The sequence below is a fragment of the Albidovulum sediminis genome, from assembly GCF_025380365.1.
GTDB lineage: Bacteria > Pseudomonadota > Alphaproteobacteria > Rhodobacterales > Rhodobacteraceae > Albidovulum > Albidovulum sediminis.
The window spans coordinates 29,875-45,902 of record NZ_JAOCQF010000008.1 but is presented as its reverse complement, the minus strand read 5'-3'; the positions used below and the strand labels follow the sequence as shown (position 1 = coordinate 45,902).

The following is a 16,028-nucleotide window of genomic DNA, read 5'->3' as shown; positions in this document are numbered from 1 at the left end:
CTGGCCAAAGCCTTGTAATCCTTCCATGTCATGGAGGATTCGCAAGGTTGTTAGGCTACTCAAGCAGACCCAACCTCTCCGCCCGCTCCAGCAGCATCTTCACCGACGACGGCTGCCAGCTTGTCCGCCCGCGGGGCGTGCGCTCGCGCATCGCTTCCAGTCTGGTGCAGATTGCCTGAAGCGTGATCTCGGGGTCCGCGCCCTTGATGGCGGCGACGATGGCGGGCAGGCGGTCGTCGATTTCGCGGCGGCCGGCGCGGTCCAGTACCGTGGGCGGCAGGAAGCCGTCCCGGACATAGGCGTTGACCGCGCGCAGGAGTCGGCTTTGCGTCCATTGACGCTCGTGGGGCAGGGGGCCGTTGACGATGCGCACCACATCTTCCCAGGCTAAGTCGGGCCGCAGGCGGCGGACCTGGGGCACCCAGTCCTGCGCCGTCTCGTTCAGGCGTTCCATATAGCCGTCCTGCCGGGCCAGCCGCACCTTGCGCAGCGCCGCCGGATCCCGGACGCGCAGACCCGGATTGCCGCCAACCCGGCCTTTGGTTCGTGCGCTGGCCAGGCCGGCTTTGGTGCGTTCGCGGATTAGGGCGCGCTCAAACTCAGCTGCGGCGCCGAGGACCTGGAGGGTGAACTTACCCTGCGGGGAGGACGTGTCGATCGGATCGGTGAGCGATCGGAAGAAGGCGTTCTTGGCCTCCAGCCGTTCGATCACCTCGAGGAGGTGGGAGAGCGACCGCGCCAGACGGTCGATGCGCACCACCACCAGCGTGTCGCCCTTGCCGATCCGCTCCAGCACCCGCGCCAGCACGGGCCGCGCGCGGTTCCCGCCCGAGGCCTGCTCCTCGTGGATCTCGACGCAGCCTGCGGATTTCAGGGCCTGCGACTGGGGCAGGGGGGTCTGATCCTCGGTCGAGACGCGCGCGTAGCCTATCAATGGCATCAAAACAGGCCGTTTGCAGTTTCACATACCACTAATAAACGACCGTTTGAAAACAGATGCAAGGGTGTGCACTGTGGCGCTGCTCGTCAGAAACCCCTTGGTTTCCGCACCGCGACTGCAATCGGAGAGACCACACGGACCATCGCGCGCGCGTGCTATATAGAGAGCAGGACCACCTCGGCAAAAACCCTTGGGTAATTTGCAAAATGCTCGTATTTTGCACATATGACGTCGCAACACCCTTCACAGCATGATGACTTCAATAATCCGTCCGGCGATGCTGAGGAGCTCGACCAGGCACTCGAGGACGACCTGTGGTGTCGCGTTTAGTTCCTGATTTCAATTGAAGCAGTAAGCTGAAACTGAAGCGCTGGAATTTCATCTTAGCGCTTCACCAACGCGTCAAGATTCCTGAGCTTCACAGCCCTGCGGCTTTGGTCAGGTTCACCCTGAACCTGTCGCGCCTGCGCTGGTAGCGCCGGGTCATCTCGGCCGACGCATGTCCTAGGTGCTTTTGAACATAGCGCTCATCAACCTCTGCCGACGAGGCGAGCCCGGCACGCAAGGAATGCCCTGAGAACATTGCCAACCGTTTGGCTTCCGGCAAATCGGATCTGACACCACTCTTAAGAACGGTTGCCTTGATCAGTCTTGCGACGTGCTTGTCGGAAAGGCGCGCCTCGAGGGCGCTTTTGCCGTCCCGCGAGGTGCGCACGAAGACTGGGCCAAAGCCGATCTTGGCAAAGTGTAGCCATTGCTCCAGCGCGTGGACGGGACAGGTCTGGTCGCTTGAGCCGCGCCCGACCTCGACCTCGCGCCACCCGGTCTTGGCGTTAAGCGTGAGCAGCGCGCCTTTGTCGAAGATCTCCAGCCAGCCGCCGGAGTCCGGTGTATCATCCTTGTGTATGTCGAGGTTGACCACCTCCGACCTGCGCAGGCCGCCTGCATAACCCAGAAGCAAGATCGCCCGATCTCGGAGCCCGCGGAGATCGTAGGGCAGGGTGGCCACCATGGCCTGGATATCCTCAGGCAGGATAGCTTCCTTCTGAACCGGCGGGCGCGCATGCTTGCGTTTGATCCCAGCCAGAACAGTGGCGATGTGGCGATCCTTGCGATCAAGAGTGAAGCCGCGCTGCCTATAGTTCCAGGAAAGCCCCGAGAGACGACGCTCGATCGTGGAGACCGAAAGGGCAGGGGTCTTCCCGGTTGGTGCAGCCAGATCAGCCACATAAAGTCCAATCATCTCGGGTGAGGGGGGCAGAGGTTCTGTGCCTTTCAGTCGGCACCAGCGGGTGAAGTGTTTCCAGTCGGCGGCGTAGGCCTTGTTCGTGTTCCCAGCAGTCGAGGCCTCAGCGTAGTCCCGGGCGGTATCGATCAGCCGGTCGAGCGCGCCGGAGCCGGCCACATTGGCGGGCAGGGCGATTGAGGCTCGATCCCGAGAGGTTCTCTCGTCGTGTTCGTCACTGTTCAACGAGTCATAGGACGCTGAGCTCGAAATCTCGGACTCCGACCCGCCCAAACCCTCGATTTTGGTGCTGCTATTTGTGAGACTACCCATGTTTTTGAGCATATCAGTTTTACGTCCGATAACGCAAGGTTATCGGACATTATGGCAAAAGATAGAGTGAGGCGTTTTCTGTGCTATTTTCTGGAGAAAAGCGCCGCGATGGTTTAGGCTTCAGTCATGACATTTGCCCGACCGGAACACTCCATCGACACAGACACTCTACCCCGGATGCCCGCCTGGGTCACCTCGGCACGGGTTGAAACCCTTGAAGATGTGGCGTTTTTGTCGGGCGCTGCGTTGAACCACTTGCATGTTGTGCTGGGATGCGCGGAGGTGCCCCAAGCCTTGTTGCGGGAGCGGCTCGCGCTGTGCGCAGCTGAGGCTTGTGTTGCGTTTTCTGGCCGACGGGAGCGGGCAGGGGAACTGCGCGATGCAGCGCACCTTCTGCGTCCCGGCGATCTACCCGGACCGGCAGGTGAAACCTATCTGATCTGGCGGCGCGCGGTGGAGCGGCCGGTGGCGGTCAAGGCTCTGGGCCGAGCCTTGTCGGCCTTCGAGCCGGGCCAGATCGCGACGTGGCTCGATGCGGGGGTGGGGGCGCCGGTCAAACGAGCAGCACTGGTGCTGGAAGCTGTTCTGCGCGAGGCGCCACGTGCTGACGAAGCTGCGCTGATCCTCGCGGATGCTGCACTCGCCCAGGCGCTTGGTTGGGATCATGTCGTGCCGCTGCTGGCGGCTGGCCTGAAACGTGCCGACCTGCGCAAGCAAGGCGACGAATTGAAGCTCGCCTGTCATCGGGCGCTCGTGTCATCGGCGGCCGAGGCCGTGCGTCTCTCCACCAACCTCGCGCGTCGGGCGGCGCATCTGAAGGCGGTCGCACCAAAGCTTCGGGCCAAGGGGGCGGCCGACGCCGTCGAGATATTCCTGAAACAGGACGCGGTCGCTCCCTCAGTCTTGCCTTTGCCGGACCGCGCGGCGCGGCGGCTCTGCGACCGGCTGGTCGATCTCGGCGCTGTGCGCGAACTGACTGGCCGCGACACCTTCCGGCTCTACGGGGTGTAACGATGGCCAAGGATCGCTCCGAGCCTGAATTTGACCGCGAGTTGTCCGACCTGCCGCCGGAGCTGCGCTGGCGCGAATGGATGCGGCGGATCGAGGCGGTACTGTTTGCCTCTGCCTCGCCTGTACCGCGCGAGGATCTGGCGCGCATAGTGGGGCAGGCGACCTCGGTTGATCTGCTGATCGAGGATCTTGCCGCCGATCTAGAAGGGCGGGCGTTCGAGATTGCCATGGTCGCAGGGGGGTGGATGTTCCGGACGCGGTCTGTTTACGCGCCTGCGATCCGCTCCGCAGCGGATGTCGGGGACCAGTTGCTGGACCTGAACGAGTTCGACGTCGCGATTTTGGCGGCCATCGCCTACCATCAGCCAATCACGCGCGATGGGCTGAAGGACATCTTCGGCAAGGAGATCGGTCGGGACCTGATCGGGCGGCTCCATGCACACGGTCTGATTGGAACTGGGCCGCGCGCGCCGCGTCGTGGTGCCCCCTATACCTTCGTGACCACAGACGCGTTCCTCGCGGCCTTCGGGTTGGAGAGCTTGCGGGACCTGCCGGATCCTGAACAGCTGAATGATGCCGGGCTGGCCGCGAGCGCCTGAAACTCACCGGGAATTTTTACAGCGCTTGCCGCTGCTGATCGAGCCGCGCGGCCGCCTGAACGAGATCCGCCAAATTCGGGCCAGCGGTGTTAGAGCAAGGCCCAGCTTTGGGCCGAGGCAGGACGGCATCGCTGAAAGATGTGACCAGTCCGCCCCAAGCTGGCGCAACCTGAGCGACGCGTTTCCAATAAATGATCGCGGAACTTCTTCGCGTTCCGAACGGCGTCGATTGCCCGTCCGTCAATTGCCGAAACAGCTGATAGCGATCCCGATGAGAGAGGCGCGCGATGGACATTGGCCGTCGACTAAATTGAAAGCAGGCTGATCCAAGAAGGTCCGGGAGTGATCGCCCCTCTGCCATTCGATGCCCTGATGCCTGCAGACGAAGCAGATCGTCGATCAGACGCTCAAGACGCCGAACCCCATTGGTGGCAGGACGGGTGCGTTTGCAGAGGGCCGCGCCGCACCAGGCGCAGATCTGATGCGGCACAAGACGCTTCTGGCTGAACGGAGCCAATCCTTGTCCGCAGGATGGGCACCTGTCCCGAAGTCGGCAGCCGTGGCGAAAGCAAGAAACGCGTGTCGCGAGGCGCCAGTCTCGGCGAAAATAGGGCGTTTCGTCTTCCGCCAGACAGGCCGGGCAGAATTGCAGCCAGGTCGCCTGCGTCTTTGGTGCGCAACTCTGCTGAGGCGATGCCCGCAGGGGCAAACGCAGCACGGCCAAAGGGTCGGGAGCATTAGTCAGAGCCGTTATGTCTTCCAGAGGTATGTGGGTATGCTCTTCCAAAAGCTGCAGGATGCGACCGGGCAATGCCCGATCAAGCCGCGCCGACCAGTTCTCACCCGGCGCTTCGAGAAGCGCACCAAAATAGTGCGGAGGTATGCCGTTTGCGTAAGCGAGGCGGTGCAGCCAACTCGACAGAAGTTCACCTGGTGCGGGCATAATGCTCATGGGCCAACGGTTTCCCGCCGCACTTTCATACCGCTCTGCAGGTGTGACGGAGATCCCGGTCGGCCCAAACCTCATGTCATCTCGTGACGCAAAGCCGAATTGCGGCGCCTCGAGAGAGGCACATAGCCAAGGTCCGACAGGGTTGCGCCCGTGATCCGGTCCTCACCGCGCGAGATGGCCGCAACTGCGGCCCGGGTGACGATCTCGACAACCTCGCCGATCAGCCCCTCTGACAGATCGTGGATGATCTTCGCCAAGGGTTCGCGCGACAGATCGGAGGTGTCGGCGAGCGGCAGACTGGCTTCCAGGCTGTCGAGAAGCGTCGCGAACTCCTCGTCATACGCCCATCGTGGAATGGGGATCGTATCGAAACGTGAGCCCATTTCGTCGGTGTCATGCACCGCATCGTAGATCGCGATCTCGCCGACAAGGACGGGTGAGATGTCATGCACCCGTGCGATCCGCCGCAAGAACGAGAAGATGGCCTTCACATCCTGGCGCCGCCCACGCAACGCGCTGTGGAACTCGTCGAAGATCAAAAGGCGCGGCTTCAGGCGCTCGAGAAGATGATCGACCTGATCGCCGGCGCGGGACAGGCTGCGCCAGCCCGCGGCTTGTGGCGCGCGCAATCCGGACAGGATGCTGGCGTAGAAATGCGACAGGCCCGCACCTTCCCGGGTCTGGATCACCCACACCTTTTGCTGGTCGGCGGCACGCAGATGTTCGACGGCGAAGCGTTCGGCGATCATTGTCTTGCCGTTATGGTAGGGACCGGCAAGCAGCAAACCGCGTGGGCGCAGCGATGGCGGTCGCTCAAGCAGCAGTCGCATCGCGTCATGCGCCGCGCCGGCCGCCGGATGGCTGATCCAGCGCGGCGCGCGCACATGGGCGATCCGCACTGCGTCATCGGCCTGCAAGAGTGGCACTATGGCGGGCATGAGGTGGTCCGGCACCTTACCAATCCTCGACAGGGAAGACCCGCCGCGGACGATCCGGGTCGAGCTTTGCCTGGGCCGAGGCGGAAGGCGCAGCGAAGTCGGCATAAGGCTTCTTTGCCTCGGTGGCATGCCGGGCGCGGGTCATCTCCTTCAACCGGCTTTTGGGGGTTTTGGCGGCGGCAACAGTTGCGGCGATTTCGCGTCGGATGGCTGATGCCTCCTGCACAGGGCGCCGCTGGATTTCGCGCCGCCGCTGTCGATCCGTCTGGTGCTGCCAGAGCGTGATCGGCTCGGCCAGTCCGTCCCGTCGCCTGACCGGCCGCCAAGCCTGGGTATCCGGATCCTTGACGTAGACATGGCTGATGTCGCGAGGATCATAGCACAGATCGAGCGGGTTCAGCCGGTCACGACGCGCGACCAGCGGGCCCAGCCAGGGCTCGAAATAGTCGATGGCGAAGAGACTGATGCCCTGAGGTGAAATCTTCCGCGTCTTGCGCGGCAGGAAATTCAGCAGCACATCGACAGGTGCATCGATCGGCTGGTCTTTCGGCTGGAACCGATCTTCCCACTCTTTCGCCGGAACGGTCAGCTTGCGCGCATTCTGACTCAGGTTGTGGTCGATGATCGCGAGCGCGATGCAGCGTTCAAGATCCGCGAAGCTGAGCCGTGCCCGCGCTTCCGAGGCATAGTCGCCCCGATCCGCGATGGAACGCCCCGTCTTGCCCGGCAAAGCCCGCAGCGCCGTGTTCACTTTCCCCAGCAGGCGTTCGACGACTCCGCCCCGATGCACGGTGCCCTTGTTCCGCATGCGTATGGCGATGCCATAGTCCGCGCATCCTCTGCTGAAGGTGCTGCTTTGGAACTCCTTGGCGGAATCGACGACGATCTGCTTCGGGCGACCATGCATTGGCCAGGCATGATCGATGCCGCGTTCTGCCAGCCAGGCAGTCTTGCAGCACATCGCGTGCGCCAGACAAAGCGCGACAGACAGTCGTGACGGCCGCTCGAGGGTCAGGCAGAAGCCGATGATCGCGCTCGTGGCCACATCTGCTGCGATGGTCAGATAGGGGCGACCAACGAAGACGCCGTGGTCATCAATCACCTCGACAAACTGGATGTCTGCCGGCGTGTGATCGATCTGGACAACGTCGAGCGCGTGGTTAGCCCGGATGTAGCCGGGTCGCGGCTTCAGCCGGTTCAGGTGTTTACTATCTGACAGGCGGCGGCGGGCAATTTCTTCCGGTGCGAACAGAATGGGGATCCGCCGGGCGACAGTGACATAGGCGGGTGGAGTGTGCCCTTCCTCTGCGCAGCGGGCGCGGATCTCTTCAACGATCGGTGCAAGGTCTGGCTGCTCAGGGCAAAGCCACATCTCCTGCAGGGTCATCGCGATGATGCTCTCGACAGCGGGGCTGACCCGTGGTTTCCTTGTCTCACTCGTTCGCGGCAGCAGGGACGATACCCTGCGCTCTTCCCGATACCGCGCCAGATAGTTGTAGACTTGGCGTGTCGAAAGCCGCAGCTCGGATGCCGCGCGCATCACGGCCTCACGCACGGGCGCCGCCCCGTCAAGAATCCGGTCCAACTCGCGCGCGATCCGCGTCGCCTTGGCCCAAGCTTCATCCGAGGCATGCGCTCCGCCGGACGTCATCGATATGAAACTTTCGAAACCGGCTGGGCAGTGCGCCAACAGGGCGGCCACTTGCTGAAATACGGAACCAAAATTGAAACCTTAAGCTGAAAAATGATGTGCGATATCGCCGTATCTTCTAGAAATCACGTAATAATCATGTGCTGAAATGGTGAAGAAAATGCGACATGTGGTTTCTGCCCGGTCCAATGGAAGAGGAACCGGATTACCTGCCTCCCGGACCACGGGCCGAACCGCGTGAAGCCGAGGTCCTCGACGATTGGCGGATGGCAGAGGCGGCTCATGCCGCGCGTCTTGCCCGTGTGGCCGGTCGCGTCGGCGCGCTGGACGACCGTTTGAAGCGCGGCCCGGAAGGATGGCGGCACCGGTTGGCCCTGATCGAGGCTGCCGATCTGAGTTGGCTCAACGGCGACCGCATTGGACCCGATAGGCTGGCGCTCTGGATCTCCATGCGCCTGTCAGGGGTACAGGACGATACTGCTGCGCTCGCGCGTGTCGGTTGGGCGGTGCGGCGGCTATCCGGTGGGCCGGGACCGGAGGTAGACCTTTCCGCCTTCCTTGACCGCCGCGACCCCGAGAACCTCGCCGATGCGGCCGAACCGTTTGCGGATCGCGCAGGCGGTTGGCTGGACCTGACGGCGCAAGCCTCCGAGTTGCACCCGATCACCCGTGCTTGCTTGGGCTTTCACCTCTGGAGCCTCGCGGGCCTCGGGCAGCAGGGTGACCGAATGGAGGCAGCCGTCACGGCCGCGCGGATTGCGGCGAGCGAGGGCAAGGGCGCAGTCTTCGCACCTCTGGCCATGGGCGGGGCAGGGGGGCTACGCGTCGGTGGTCCACCCGCTGAACGTCTGGCCCGCTGGCTTGACGGAATGGAGACGGCGTGCCTGACCGCGATGCGGCACCTCGACGATATTGAAGCGTGGTCAGTGCGGGCGGAAGCCGAGATGACCTCACTTTCGGGAAAGACTCCTAGCGCCTTGCGCGCCGTGTTGACCGAATGGCCCCTTGTCTCCGCCGCGATGGCCGAAGCTCTGACCGCTGCCAGCCGCGCCGCCGTCCAGCGCAACCTCGCTTGGATGGAAGCGCGTGGTCTGGTCCGCGAAATGACCGGGCAGGGGCGGTATCGGATGTGGCGGGCTAAGAGCCAATAGGTTGTTCGCTAGATAAGCCGGGGTCCAGCTGACAGTTGATCCGATTAAGGACCTCCAGGGCGTGGCAGTACAGTGACGTGCGAGGGCTCTGTTGCACAAATCGCGTAAGGGATTCATCTTGTGAATCCAGCGTGATAGCTGGAAGGCATGAGCAAACCGAACACACCGACTTACAAGACCCTGAACTGGCCCGCGTACAACAAGGCGCTCAAGCGCCGCGGGTCGCTGACGATCTGGTTCGATCCTGGCATGGCGTGGGCTGCGAAGCCAACCAGCAAGCGTGGGCGACAGCCCGTTTACAGCGACGCTTCCGTCCAGACCTGCCTGACGATGAAGGTCCTTTTCGGCATGGCGCTCAGGCAGACGACTGGGTTCGTCGAAAGTCTCTTGTAGCTTGTAGGACTAGACTGGGATGTGCCTGATTTAAGCACACTGAGCCGTCGCCAAAAGACCCTTGCCGTGAACATCCCGCATCCCGCATCGGGGCGCGCAGGGTCCGCTGCATCTCTTGATCGACAGCACCGGGATCAAGGTCGAAGGGGAAGGTGAGTGGAACGCGCGCAAGCACGGCGGGGCAAAACGCCGAGTCTGGCGCAAGGTCCATCTCGGGATCGACGAACAAACGTTGGAGATCAGGGCGGTCGAGGTCACCAGCAGCGACGTCGGGGATGCCCCCATGCTGCCCGAACTGTTGGCCCAGATCGCCGCCGATCAGGACATTGCCAGTGTCACAGCAGATGGCGCCTACGACACCCGAAAATGCCATGACGCCATCGCCGATCGCGGGGCCGCCGCAATCATCCCGCCCCGCAAGAATGCAAAGCCGTGGAAGACTGTCACGGCAGGCGCGGTCGCGCGCGACGAGGCCCTGAGAGCATCGAAATACCTCGGCCGCGCGCTCTGGCGACGATGGAGCGGATACCACCGCCGAAGCCGCGACGAGACCAAGATGCACTGTGTGAAACTGCTGGGTCAGCGCCTCATGGCGCGGGACTTCGACCGTCAAGTTGCCGAGTTCCAGGTCCGTGTGGCCGTCCTGAACGGCTTCACCGCGCTTGGCATCCCCGTAACCGAAGCCGCAGGATAGGTATGTCCGGGGATGGGGGACGTCCGCTTGTCACCGGATTTGTGCAACAGAGCCCAACGTCATCGCGAAATCTCGCCAGCCATCACGGCCCTCCCATGAACGGCGAGCATCGCGGTGAACCTTGGACAGCCGAACTGCCGTATGACGTTGAGAACGCGAGCCTCATAGGCCGCCTGCCCGATGAGGCGACACAGGTCTGACGCATGAAACTGCCGGTTGCCGCTGGGTGCGGCCTTGATCTGATCGTTCAGCTCACGGTCCCGTGGGTCAGCCGCCTGCTGCGGGGTTGGAGTTTCCGCCGATCGACTTTCCGAACCGGGTGAGGTTCGCCATCGGCGCATGAACCCGAGCAGGTAGCCGGCAGGAACCCTGTCGTTCCCGCGCGCCCGATTGAAGGCAAGAAAGCGGTCCCAGATCACCCGCGTGTCGACGTTCCAGCAGGGCAGAGCTCTCTTCGCGGCCTTGATCAGCTCCGCCCAACACGTCTGAAAGACGTTTGATGCTTCAGAAATAGTGATCTGTCCCGAGAAAATAGTTTTGTTATTTCTTTCTTTAGATAGTGATGTGTCGCCTGTGCCTGACGCAACATCCTGATCGCTGCCTTCAGTATCGAAGGCCGTGAAGCGGAAGAGCCAAGGCGCGAACTTGCCGTTGGGCTTCTCGCGTCTCAGCTCCAGCTCGGACGCCTCGAGTTCAGCCAGCAGCTCGGTCAGGTACTGGCGGGAGATGCCCATCTTCGACGCCAGGTCGGCGAGGGTGAAGGCGGCCGTCCCGCGCGGCAGCCCGTTGTAACCATCTTTCCACGCAATGGCGTCGAGGATGAGTGTTGCCAGCTTGTGGGCGGAAACGGACAGCTCTGTCTGGGTGATCCGTCTCAGGATCAGGCCGGTCGTGGGTTCCATGGTCGGTGTCTCCTGTGAGAGACGACTCCATGCCGAGAGCAAACAACATTTTTGCCAGCAAAACAACTTTGCTGGTTGCGGCGGTTCGGACAGTGCGCTAGAAGATCCTTGTTCACGGGTTCTTCTAGCGCGGCGTCAGGCTTTTCGGTCTGGCGTCGTTTCTCTTTTTGGGTTCGGTGCACCGTCACAGGTGCAAGATGATCGGGTGCGGACCTGCCCCGGGCAGGCCCGGGCAAGTTCAGTAGCGGACCTCTTCGAAACCGTAGTTCCCCTCATGATCCCGCCAGTCCACGAAGACTGATCGGTAACTGACCCAGTTACAGTGCGCGGTGTCGGGCAGCTGTGATGCGGGCGGGACCTGGGCGACACTCGACCGTGTCCATCGATAGTCACCCTGCACACCATAGGATCCGAGGCGCGTGGTGTCGTAGGTGTTGCAGTCGCCTTCACCGTTTTCGCGTTGGCTGAACTGGATGTGAAAGACACGGATGCTGCGGACGAAGTCGAAGGCGTCGCCCGAAATGTCGATGTCGGCCTGCTCGTCTGACTGGACTTCGACCAGAGGGAGAGGAGCTTGCGGCACGCTGACTTGAGGCACCTCTCGGAAGGCGATGTCGTAAAGCCGTTCCATCGGCGAGAGCGGGGCAGGGGCGTTGAACGACGCCCCCATCGGGCAACGCCAGATCTGCAAGGGTGGCTCGATCGGCCAGGGTGTGATTCTGCGGATGAAGACCGCACGCGCATGGGCACAGGGCGCCGATGCCGGCCAGCCGCCCGCGAGACAGAGCAGAATGGCGCAGTCGACCTGGTAGGCTTGCGCCGGCTCGACCGAACCGACGAGGCTCGATACGGTGATGGCCGCGGCGGCTGCCGCGGTCTGGACCTTGTGTTTCATGACGCCGACTCCATCTATAATGGTGCGGCGATACAAAACAACACTAACGATAGCAAGCAGATTTGATCGCTGCCGAACTGCGTTCGCTTCGGTCTTGCTTCGACGGACGGAGACAATGGGTGGAATGGCGTTCACCATTCTTGGAGATGAGGCTCTGATGCCTAGTCACAGCCTTCGGTAGGCAGCGGCGCTCTTGGTTTGGGCCGTGGGGAGGTTCGCCGTCCTGAACCTCGGTCCCCTAGCCGTTTCCCAATAGTGCGCGAAAGCCGTTGAAGGCCTTGCGGAGACGTCTACTGTCGCCGCGATGACAAACCGGGATCACATGCACGCCTTCCTGCGCAGCGCCGCGGCGCTTGTCGCCTTTATCGCCCTGCTCTGGGCGATCCAGGTCGTCAACTGGATCACCGGCTACGGCCTGAACCCGGCGTTCGGACTGATTCCACGGTACCTCGGTGGGTTGGATGGTATCATCGCAATGCCCCTCCTGCATGGAAGTTTCGGGCACCTGATGGCCAATACGCCGCCACTTCTGGTGATGGGTGGACTGCTGGTGGCAACAACCACGCGGGCCTTGCTGCCGGTGAACGCCGTGGTGATCGGCCTCGGGGGAGGCCTCGTCTGGCTGTTCGGCACCTCGGCCATCCATATCGGTGCGTCGGGGCTCGTCTTCGGCTGGTTCGGTTTCCTCGTCGTGCGCGGCCTCGTGGATCGCTCGCTGATCACGCTAGGCGCGGCATTGGTGGTCGGGGTCCTATATGGTTCCATTCTCTGGGGCGTTCTTCCGGGCCAACCCGGCGTGTCTTGGGAAGCGCACCTCTTCGGTGCCATCGCCGGCGCGGCCGCTGCGTTACTGGTCCGAACGCATGTCCGTGCCCCGCGCTTGGGGGACGTGGATCTGGACTAAGCGCCACAACTGACCTGCCCGGCCCAAAGCTGCCTTTGGGCGAGAGCTGATATCGCTGCAATGCGGCCCATCGAAGGAGATATTCGCTGCACAAGCTTAATCTAAACCTAAGCAGATGACTGGATCGCGGGATTTTGCCGACATTCCTGTTTAGCCACGCTGCCGACGAAGCATTTGCTCGCAGTTGCGGCACAAGAGTTGTTTCGAGGCGGCGCGCGTAGAAACGGACGGACCTGCTCGGACACTGGTGGGAAGGCTGGGCGGAGTTCGCCAATGCACGGCTCGCCGGACTCGACATCGACGCATGGATCGATCACTGCAGCCTCAACGCGCAGAGCATCTTACTGAAGCCGCAGGACAAGATCGGCGCGCCCGCGCAGCGGATCGTGCGAGCAGGTGAAAAGGCCGACCGCGCCGAGTTGAACCGCGCCATCGCGCGCGAGAACGGCCCCCGGATCATCGCGGACCCGAGCCTAGCGCTCGACGTGATCGCCCGGCAGTAAGCGGCCTTCACCCGCCGCGACATGGCCGCTTGCGTATACCGTTACGGCGAAGGTCCGGGCCAGTTCAACGCGGTGCTGGGCGCCATGCGCAGGGCACCCGACCCGGTGGCGCAGGGGTAGGATGTGCGCGGCGGCGAGCGCTTCACCACGCGCGACTTGCTCGAGGTCGAACAGCGGCTACACCGCGCGGCGATGACGATGACGTCCGCGACCGCGATACAGCCCTTGCCCGCGCCGAGGCGCAGGATCTGATCCTGTCCGCCGAGCAGGCCGAGGCGCTTGCCCATGTCACCGACGGCTGTAGTCTCGGGATCATCATCGGCCATGCCGGGACGGGGAAGAGCGCTATGCTGGACGCGGCCTGTAAGACCTGGGAGGCGGCGGGGTTACCTCACCGCCATTCCCTCTTCAGCCCTTGGAAGAAAGGCTTGGGTGGCCGCCGAATTTATTGCGCAGGGCCGACAGGAAACGATTGCCCAGTTCATTTTTTTCGCGCGACGAAAAACGGGCAAACAGCGCTGCGGCGAGCACTTGCGCCGAGGTGCGCTGGTCGATGGCCGCTTCAATCGTCCACCGACCTTCACCACTATCAGCGACTTCGGTAGAATACTGATCCAGCGTCGGATTGCTGGCCAGAGCGTCGGCCCCAAGATCCAGCAGCCATGAACTGACTACGCTGCCACGCCGCCAGACTTCTGCGATAGCGGCGAGGTCAAGGTCATAGCGGCAATCTTCTTCCACCACTGCATGACCTGCCGAGGCGAACAGCGCGAAACCTTCGGCCATGGCCTGCATCATACCGTACTCGATCCCATTATGGATCATTTTCACATAGTGGCCGGAGCCGGGCTTGCCACAATGGAGCCATCCAGCCTCACCCGGAGCTTGAGGTCCACCATCGCGGGCAGGTGTTCTTGCGGCCGCATCTATCCCCGGTGCGAGCGTGTCAAGAATAGGCACGATCCGCCCGATTGCCTCATTTGCCCCGCCTAGCATCAGTGAGTATCCACGAGCCAACCCAAAAACACCTCCGCTGGTTCCGCAATCAACCATCAGGATGCCTTTAGCGGCCAGCATCTGGGCGCGCGCAACGCTCTCTTTGAAATGGCTATTGCCTCCATCGATGATGACGTCGCCTGATGTGCAAAGTTGGCCCAGCTCGGTCAACACCTGCTCGGTTACTTCACCGGCGGGAACCATCAGCCAGACTACACGAGGCGCTGCCAAAGCTGCGACCAAAGACCCGATGTCGGCATAGCTGACTGTGCCGACTTCTTTTGCCAACGCCTCCCTCGTCGTCTGGTTTGCACTGTGAACGTGACATTGATGCCCGGCCTTCGACAGCCGCCGGACCATGTTGCCGCCCATTCGTCCGAGACCGATAAATCCCAGTTCCATCGTTAAGTCCTTTCTTGATTTCCAATGCGTATTTGGGCCGGTCCGGCTCAGCTCACCTGTACGCCGCGCCAAAAGGCGACCATGCCCCTTATTTGCGCTGCCGCCGACCTGGGAGATGGGTAATACCAAGCCGCATCAGGGTTGGTCTTTCCGTCCACCTCTAGTGAGTAGTACGATGCAGTTCCCTTCCAGGGGCAAACCGTTTCGCGCGTGCTTTGCGATAGGTACACTGCCCGCACACTTTCGATCGGAAAGTAGTGATTGCCTTCGACAACAACGGTAGCGTCGCTTTCTGCGATGACTTTGCCGTTCCAGATTGCCTTGACCATTTGGCGCCCCCTTTTGTCAGTCTGTCTGATCCATGACCTCGCGGACACGCAGACGGAGTGCCGGAAGGAGTTCTGTCCCGAACCAGGGATTGCGGCGCAGAAACGCGTTGTTGCGCCAGGATGGGTGTGGCAGCGGCAGGATTGCCGGCGCCCAACGGCGCCAGTCCGCAACGGTGGCCGTAACGCCGGCCTTGCGTGCGTCTGCGCCCAGGTGCTAACCATGGGCATAACCCCCGATCAAGATAGTGAGCCTTACCTGATTGAGCGCGTCCAGCGCCCGGCTTCGCCACGTTGCCGCGCAGCGTGGTGGTGGTGGCAGGTCGCTGCCATTCACATCATAGCCGGGAAAGCAAAACGCCATGGGTAGGATACTGATCCGGTCGCGATCATAGAATTCATCGCGCGCAACCCCCAACCACTCACGCAACCGGTCGCCCGAGCGGTCATCGAAGGGGATGCCGGATTCGTGCACGCGCAAGCCCGGCGCTTGCCCAACAATCAGAATTCGTGTGCGTTGCCGCAGCCAGACGACTGGCCGGGGTTCGTGCCTTGTGGCAGTGGCTGCGAAATCTGCTGCGCACAGACGGCAGGGCCGTATTTCCCGTGCTATTGTCGGCTCGCCACCATTCATCCTCTGAACCTTTGTTCCTTCCAGGGATCACCGTAGTTGTGATACCCCAGCTTTTCCCAAAAGCCCTTGTAGTCATAGGGACTGAAATGGAGGCCACGAAGCCACTTGGCGCTTTTCCACAGATATAGGTCCGGCACCACCAGTCGTGCCGGGCCACCATGTTCGACGCTCAGCGGTTTACCGTCGAATTCTGTGGCCACAAAGGCTTTGTCACCTAACATATCGACCAAACGCAGGTTCGCGGTGTAATTGCCGTCCGCACGCGCCTGAACATAAACTGGATCAGATATCGGGCGAACGAGATCGGCCAGTACAGAAACTGCCACCCCGCGCCAGAGCGTGCCCAGTTTGGACCATCTGGTCACGCAGTGCAGATCGGCGCTGAATTCGCGCTGTGGGAGGGCCTGAAAGCCCGCCCAATCCAGTGTGATCGCCTGTTCGACGTCACCGTCGAGGGTTAGTGACCATGTTTCCTTGTCGGCCGTCTTGGGCGTACCCGCCGTCATTACCGGGAATTTCTGAGTTACCACCTGATTGGGCGGAATGCGCGGGCGTCCATCTGGGCGAAGAGTACTCATC

General features: G+C 62.2%; 14 protein-coding genes and 4 pseudogenes. 7 read left to right on the top strand and 11 right to left on the bottom strand.

Annotated features, from left to right (window positions below; genetic code table 11):
* Nucleotides 1-55: 55 nt before the first annotated feature.
* Both N5I32_RS20565 and N5I32_RS20560 read right to left on the bottom strand, forming a co-directional pair.
* Nucleotides 56-940 (bottom strand): recombinase family protein, encoded by an 885-nt coding sequence (locus tag N5I32_RS20565; RefSeq protein WP_261497786.1) that lies wholly within the window; start codon nt 938-940, stop codon nt 56-58.
* Nucleotides 941-1,358: 418 nt separating this feature from the next.
* Entirely contained in the window at nt 1,359-2,510 is a 1,152-nt protein-coding gene (locus N5I32_RS20560; protein ID WP_261497785.1) for a tyrosine-type recombinase/integrase, read from the bottom strand.
* 114 nt (nt 2,511-2,624) lie between these two features.
* On the opposite strand from N5I32_RS20560, the gene N5I32_RS20555 reads away from it, so the two are divergent.
* Complete coding sequence (locus tag N5I32_RS20555) at nt 2,625-3,509, top strand: DUF1403 family protein (RefSeq protein ID WP_055688038.1); 885 nt, start codon at nt 2,625-2,627, stop codon at nt 3,507-3,509.
* Between the two features lie 2 nt (nt 3,510-3,511).
* Nucleotides 3,512-4,108, top strand: a complete 597-nt coding sequence (gene scpB, locus N5I32_RS20550; protein ID WP_036562694.1) for an SMC-Scp complex subunit ScpB — start codon at nt 3,512-3,514, stop codon at nt 4,106-4,108.
* 16 nt (nt 4,109-4,124) lie between these two features.
* Here scpB and N5I32_RS21385 read toward each other — a convergent pair whose 3' ends face one another.
* The 3 genes from N5I32_RS21385 to N5I32_RS20540 all read right to left on the bottom strand — a co-directional run bounded on the left by N5I32_RS21385 (nt 4,125) and on the right by N5I32_RS20540 (nt 7,649).
* On the bottom strand, nt 4,125-5,051 hold the full coding sequence (locus N5I32_RS21385) for a TniQ family protein (RefSeq protein WP_369414374.1): 927 nt from the start codon (nt 5,049-5,051) through the stop codon (nt 4,125-4,127).
* A gap of 80 nt (nt 5,052-5,131) precedes the next feature.
* Nucleotides 5,132-5,944, bottom strand: a complete 813-nt coding sequence (locus N5I32_RS20545) for a TniB family NTP-binding protein (protein ID WP_261497783.1) — start codon at nt 5,942-5,944, stop codon at nt 5,132-5,134.
* Between the two features lie 70 nt (nt 5,945-6,014).
* Nucleotides 6,015-7,649, bottom strand: coding sequence for a TnsB C-terminal domain-containing protein (locus N5I32_RS20540; RefSeq protein ID WP_261497782.1), 1,635 nt, complete (start codon nt 7,647-7,649; stop codon nt 6,015-6,017).
* Between the two features lie 167 nt (nt 7,650-7,816).
* Between N5I32_RS20540 and N5I32_RS20535 the strand changes: the two genes are divergently transcribed.
* Nucleotides 7,817-8,800, top strand: coding sequence for a hypothetical protein (locus N5I32_RS20535; protein WP_261497781.1), 984 nt, complete (start codon nt 7,817-7,819; stop codon nt 8,798-8,800).
* 147 nt (nt 8,801-8,947) lie between these two features.
* Nucleotides 8,948-9,887 (top strand): annotated as a pseudogene (locus tag N5I32_RS20530) (IS5 family transposase).
* A gap of 59 nt (nt 9,888-9,946) precedes the next feature.
* Here the strand turns inward: N5I32_RS20530 and N5I32_RS20525 are convergent.
* Together N5I32_RS20525 and N5I32_RS20520 are read right to left on the bottom strand one after the other, a co-directional pair.
* Nucleotides 9,947-10,789, bottom strand: a complete 843-nt coding sequence (locus N5I32_RS20525; RefSeq protein WP_261497780.1) for a hypothetical protein — start codon at nt 10,787-10,789, stop codon at nt 9,947-9,949.
* A gap of 238 nt (nt 10,790-11,027) precedes the next feature.
* On the bottom strand, nt 11,028-11,684 hold the full coding sequence (locus N5I32_RS20520; protein WP_261497779.1) for a hypothetical protein: 657 nt from the start codon (nt 11,682-11,684) through the stop codon (nt 11,028-11,030).
* A gap of 322 nt (nt 11,685-12,006) precedes the next feature.
* Here N5I32_RS20520 and N5I32_RS20515 point away from each other — a divergent pair, with 322 nt between their 5' ends.
* The 3 genes and pseudogenes from N5I32_RS20515 to N5I32_RS20510 form a co-directional block, all read left to right on the top strand.
* A complete protein-coding gene (locus tag N5I32_RS20515; protein ID WP_261497778.1) occupies nt 12,007-12,588 on the top strand; it encodes a rhomboid family intramembrane serine protease in 582 nt (193 codons plus the stop codon).
* 233 nt (nt 12,589-12,821) lie between these two features.
* Nucleotides 12,822-12,917 (top strand): annotated as a pseudogene (locus tag N5I32_RS21380) (hypothetical protein); the annotation flags it as partial.
* A gap of 203 nt (nt 12,918-13,120) precedes the next feature.
* A pseudogene (locus tag N5I32_RS20510) lies at nt 13,121-13,426 on the top strand (hypothetical protein); the annotation flags it as partial.
* 73 nt (nt 13,427-13,499) lie between these two features.
* On the opposite strand, the gene gnd reads toward N5I32_RS20510, so the two are convergent.
* The 4 genes and pseudogenes from gnd to N5I32_RS20490 form a co-directional block, all read right to left on the bottom strand.
* Nucleotides 13,500-14,489, bottom strand: coding sequence for a phosphogluconate dehydrogenase (NAD(+)-dependent, decarboxylating) (gene gnd, locus N5I32_RS20505; protein WP_261497777.1), 990 nt, complete (start codon nt 14,487-14,489; stop codon nt 13,500-13,502).
* A gap of 47 nt (nt 14,490-14,536) precedes the next feature.
* Nucleotides 14,537-14,818 (bottom strand): DUF427 domain-containing protein, encoded by a 282-nt coding sequence (locus N5I32_RS20500; protein ID WP_261497776.1) that lies wholly within the window; start codon nt 14,816-14,818, stop codon nt 14,537-14,539.
* Between the two features lie 16 nt (nt 14,819-14,834).
* Nucleotides 14,835-15,449 (bottom strand): annotated as a pseudogene (locus N5I32_RS20495) (uracil-DNA glycosylase family protein).
* Entirely contained in the window at nt 15,446-16,027 is a 582-nt protein-coding gene (locus N5I32_RS20490) for a molybdopterin-dependent oxidoreductase (protein WP_261497775.1), read from the bottom strand. Before N5I32_RS20490 ends, N5I32_RS20495 begins: the two are co-directional and overlap by 4 nt.
* Between the last annotated feature and the right edge of the window lies 1 nt (nt 16,028).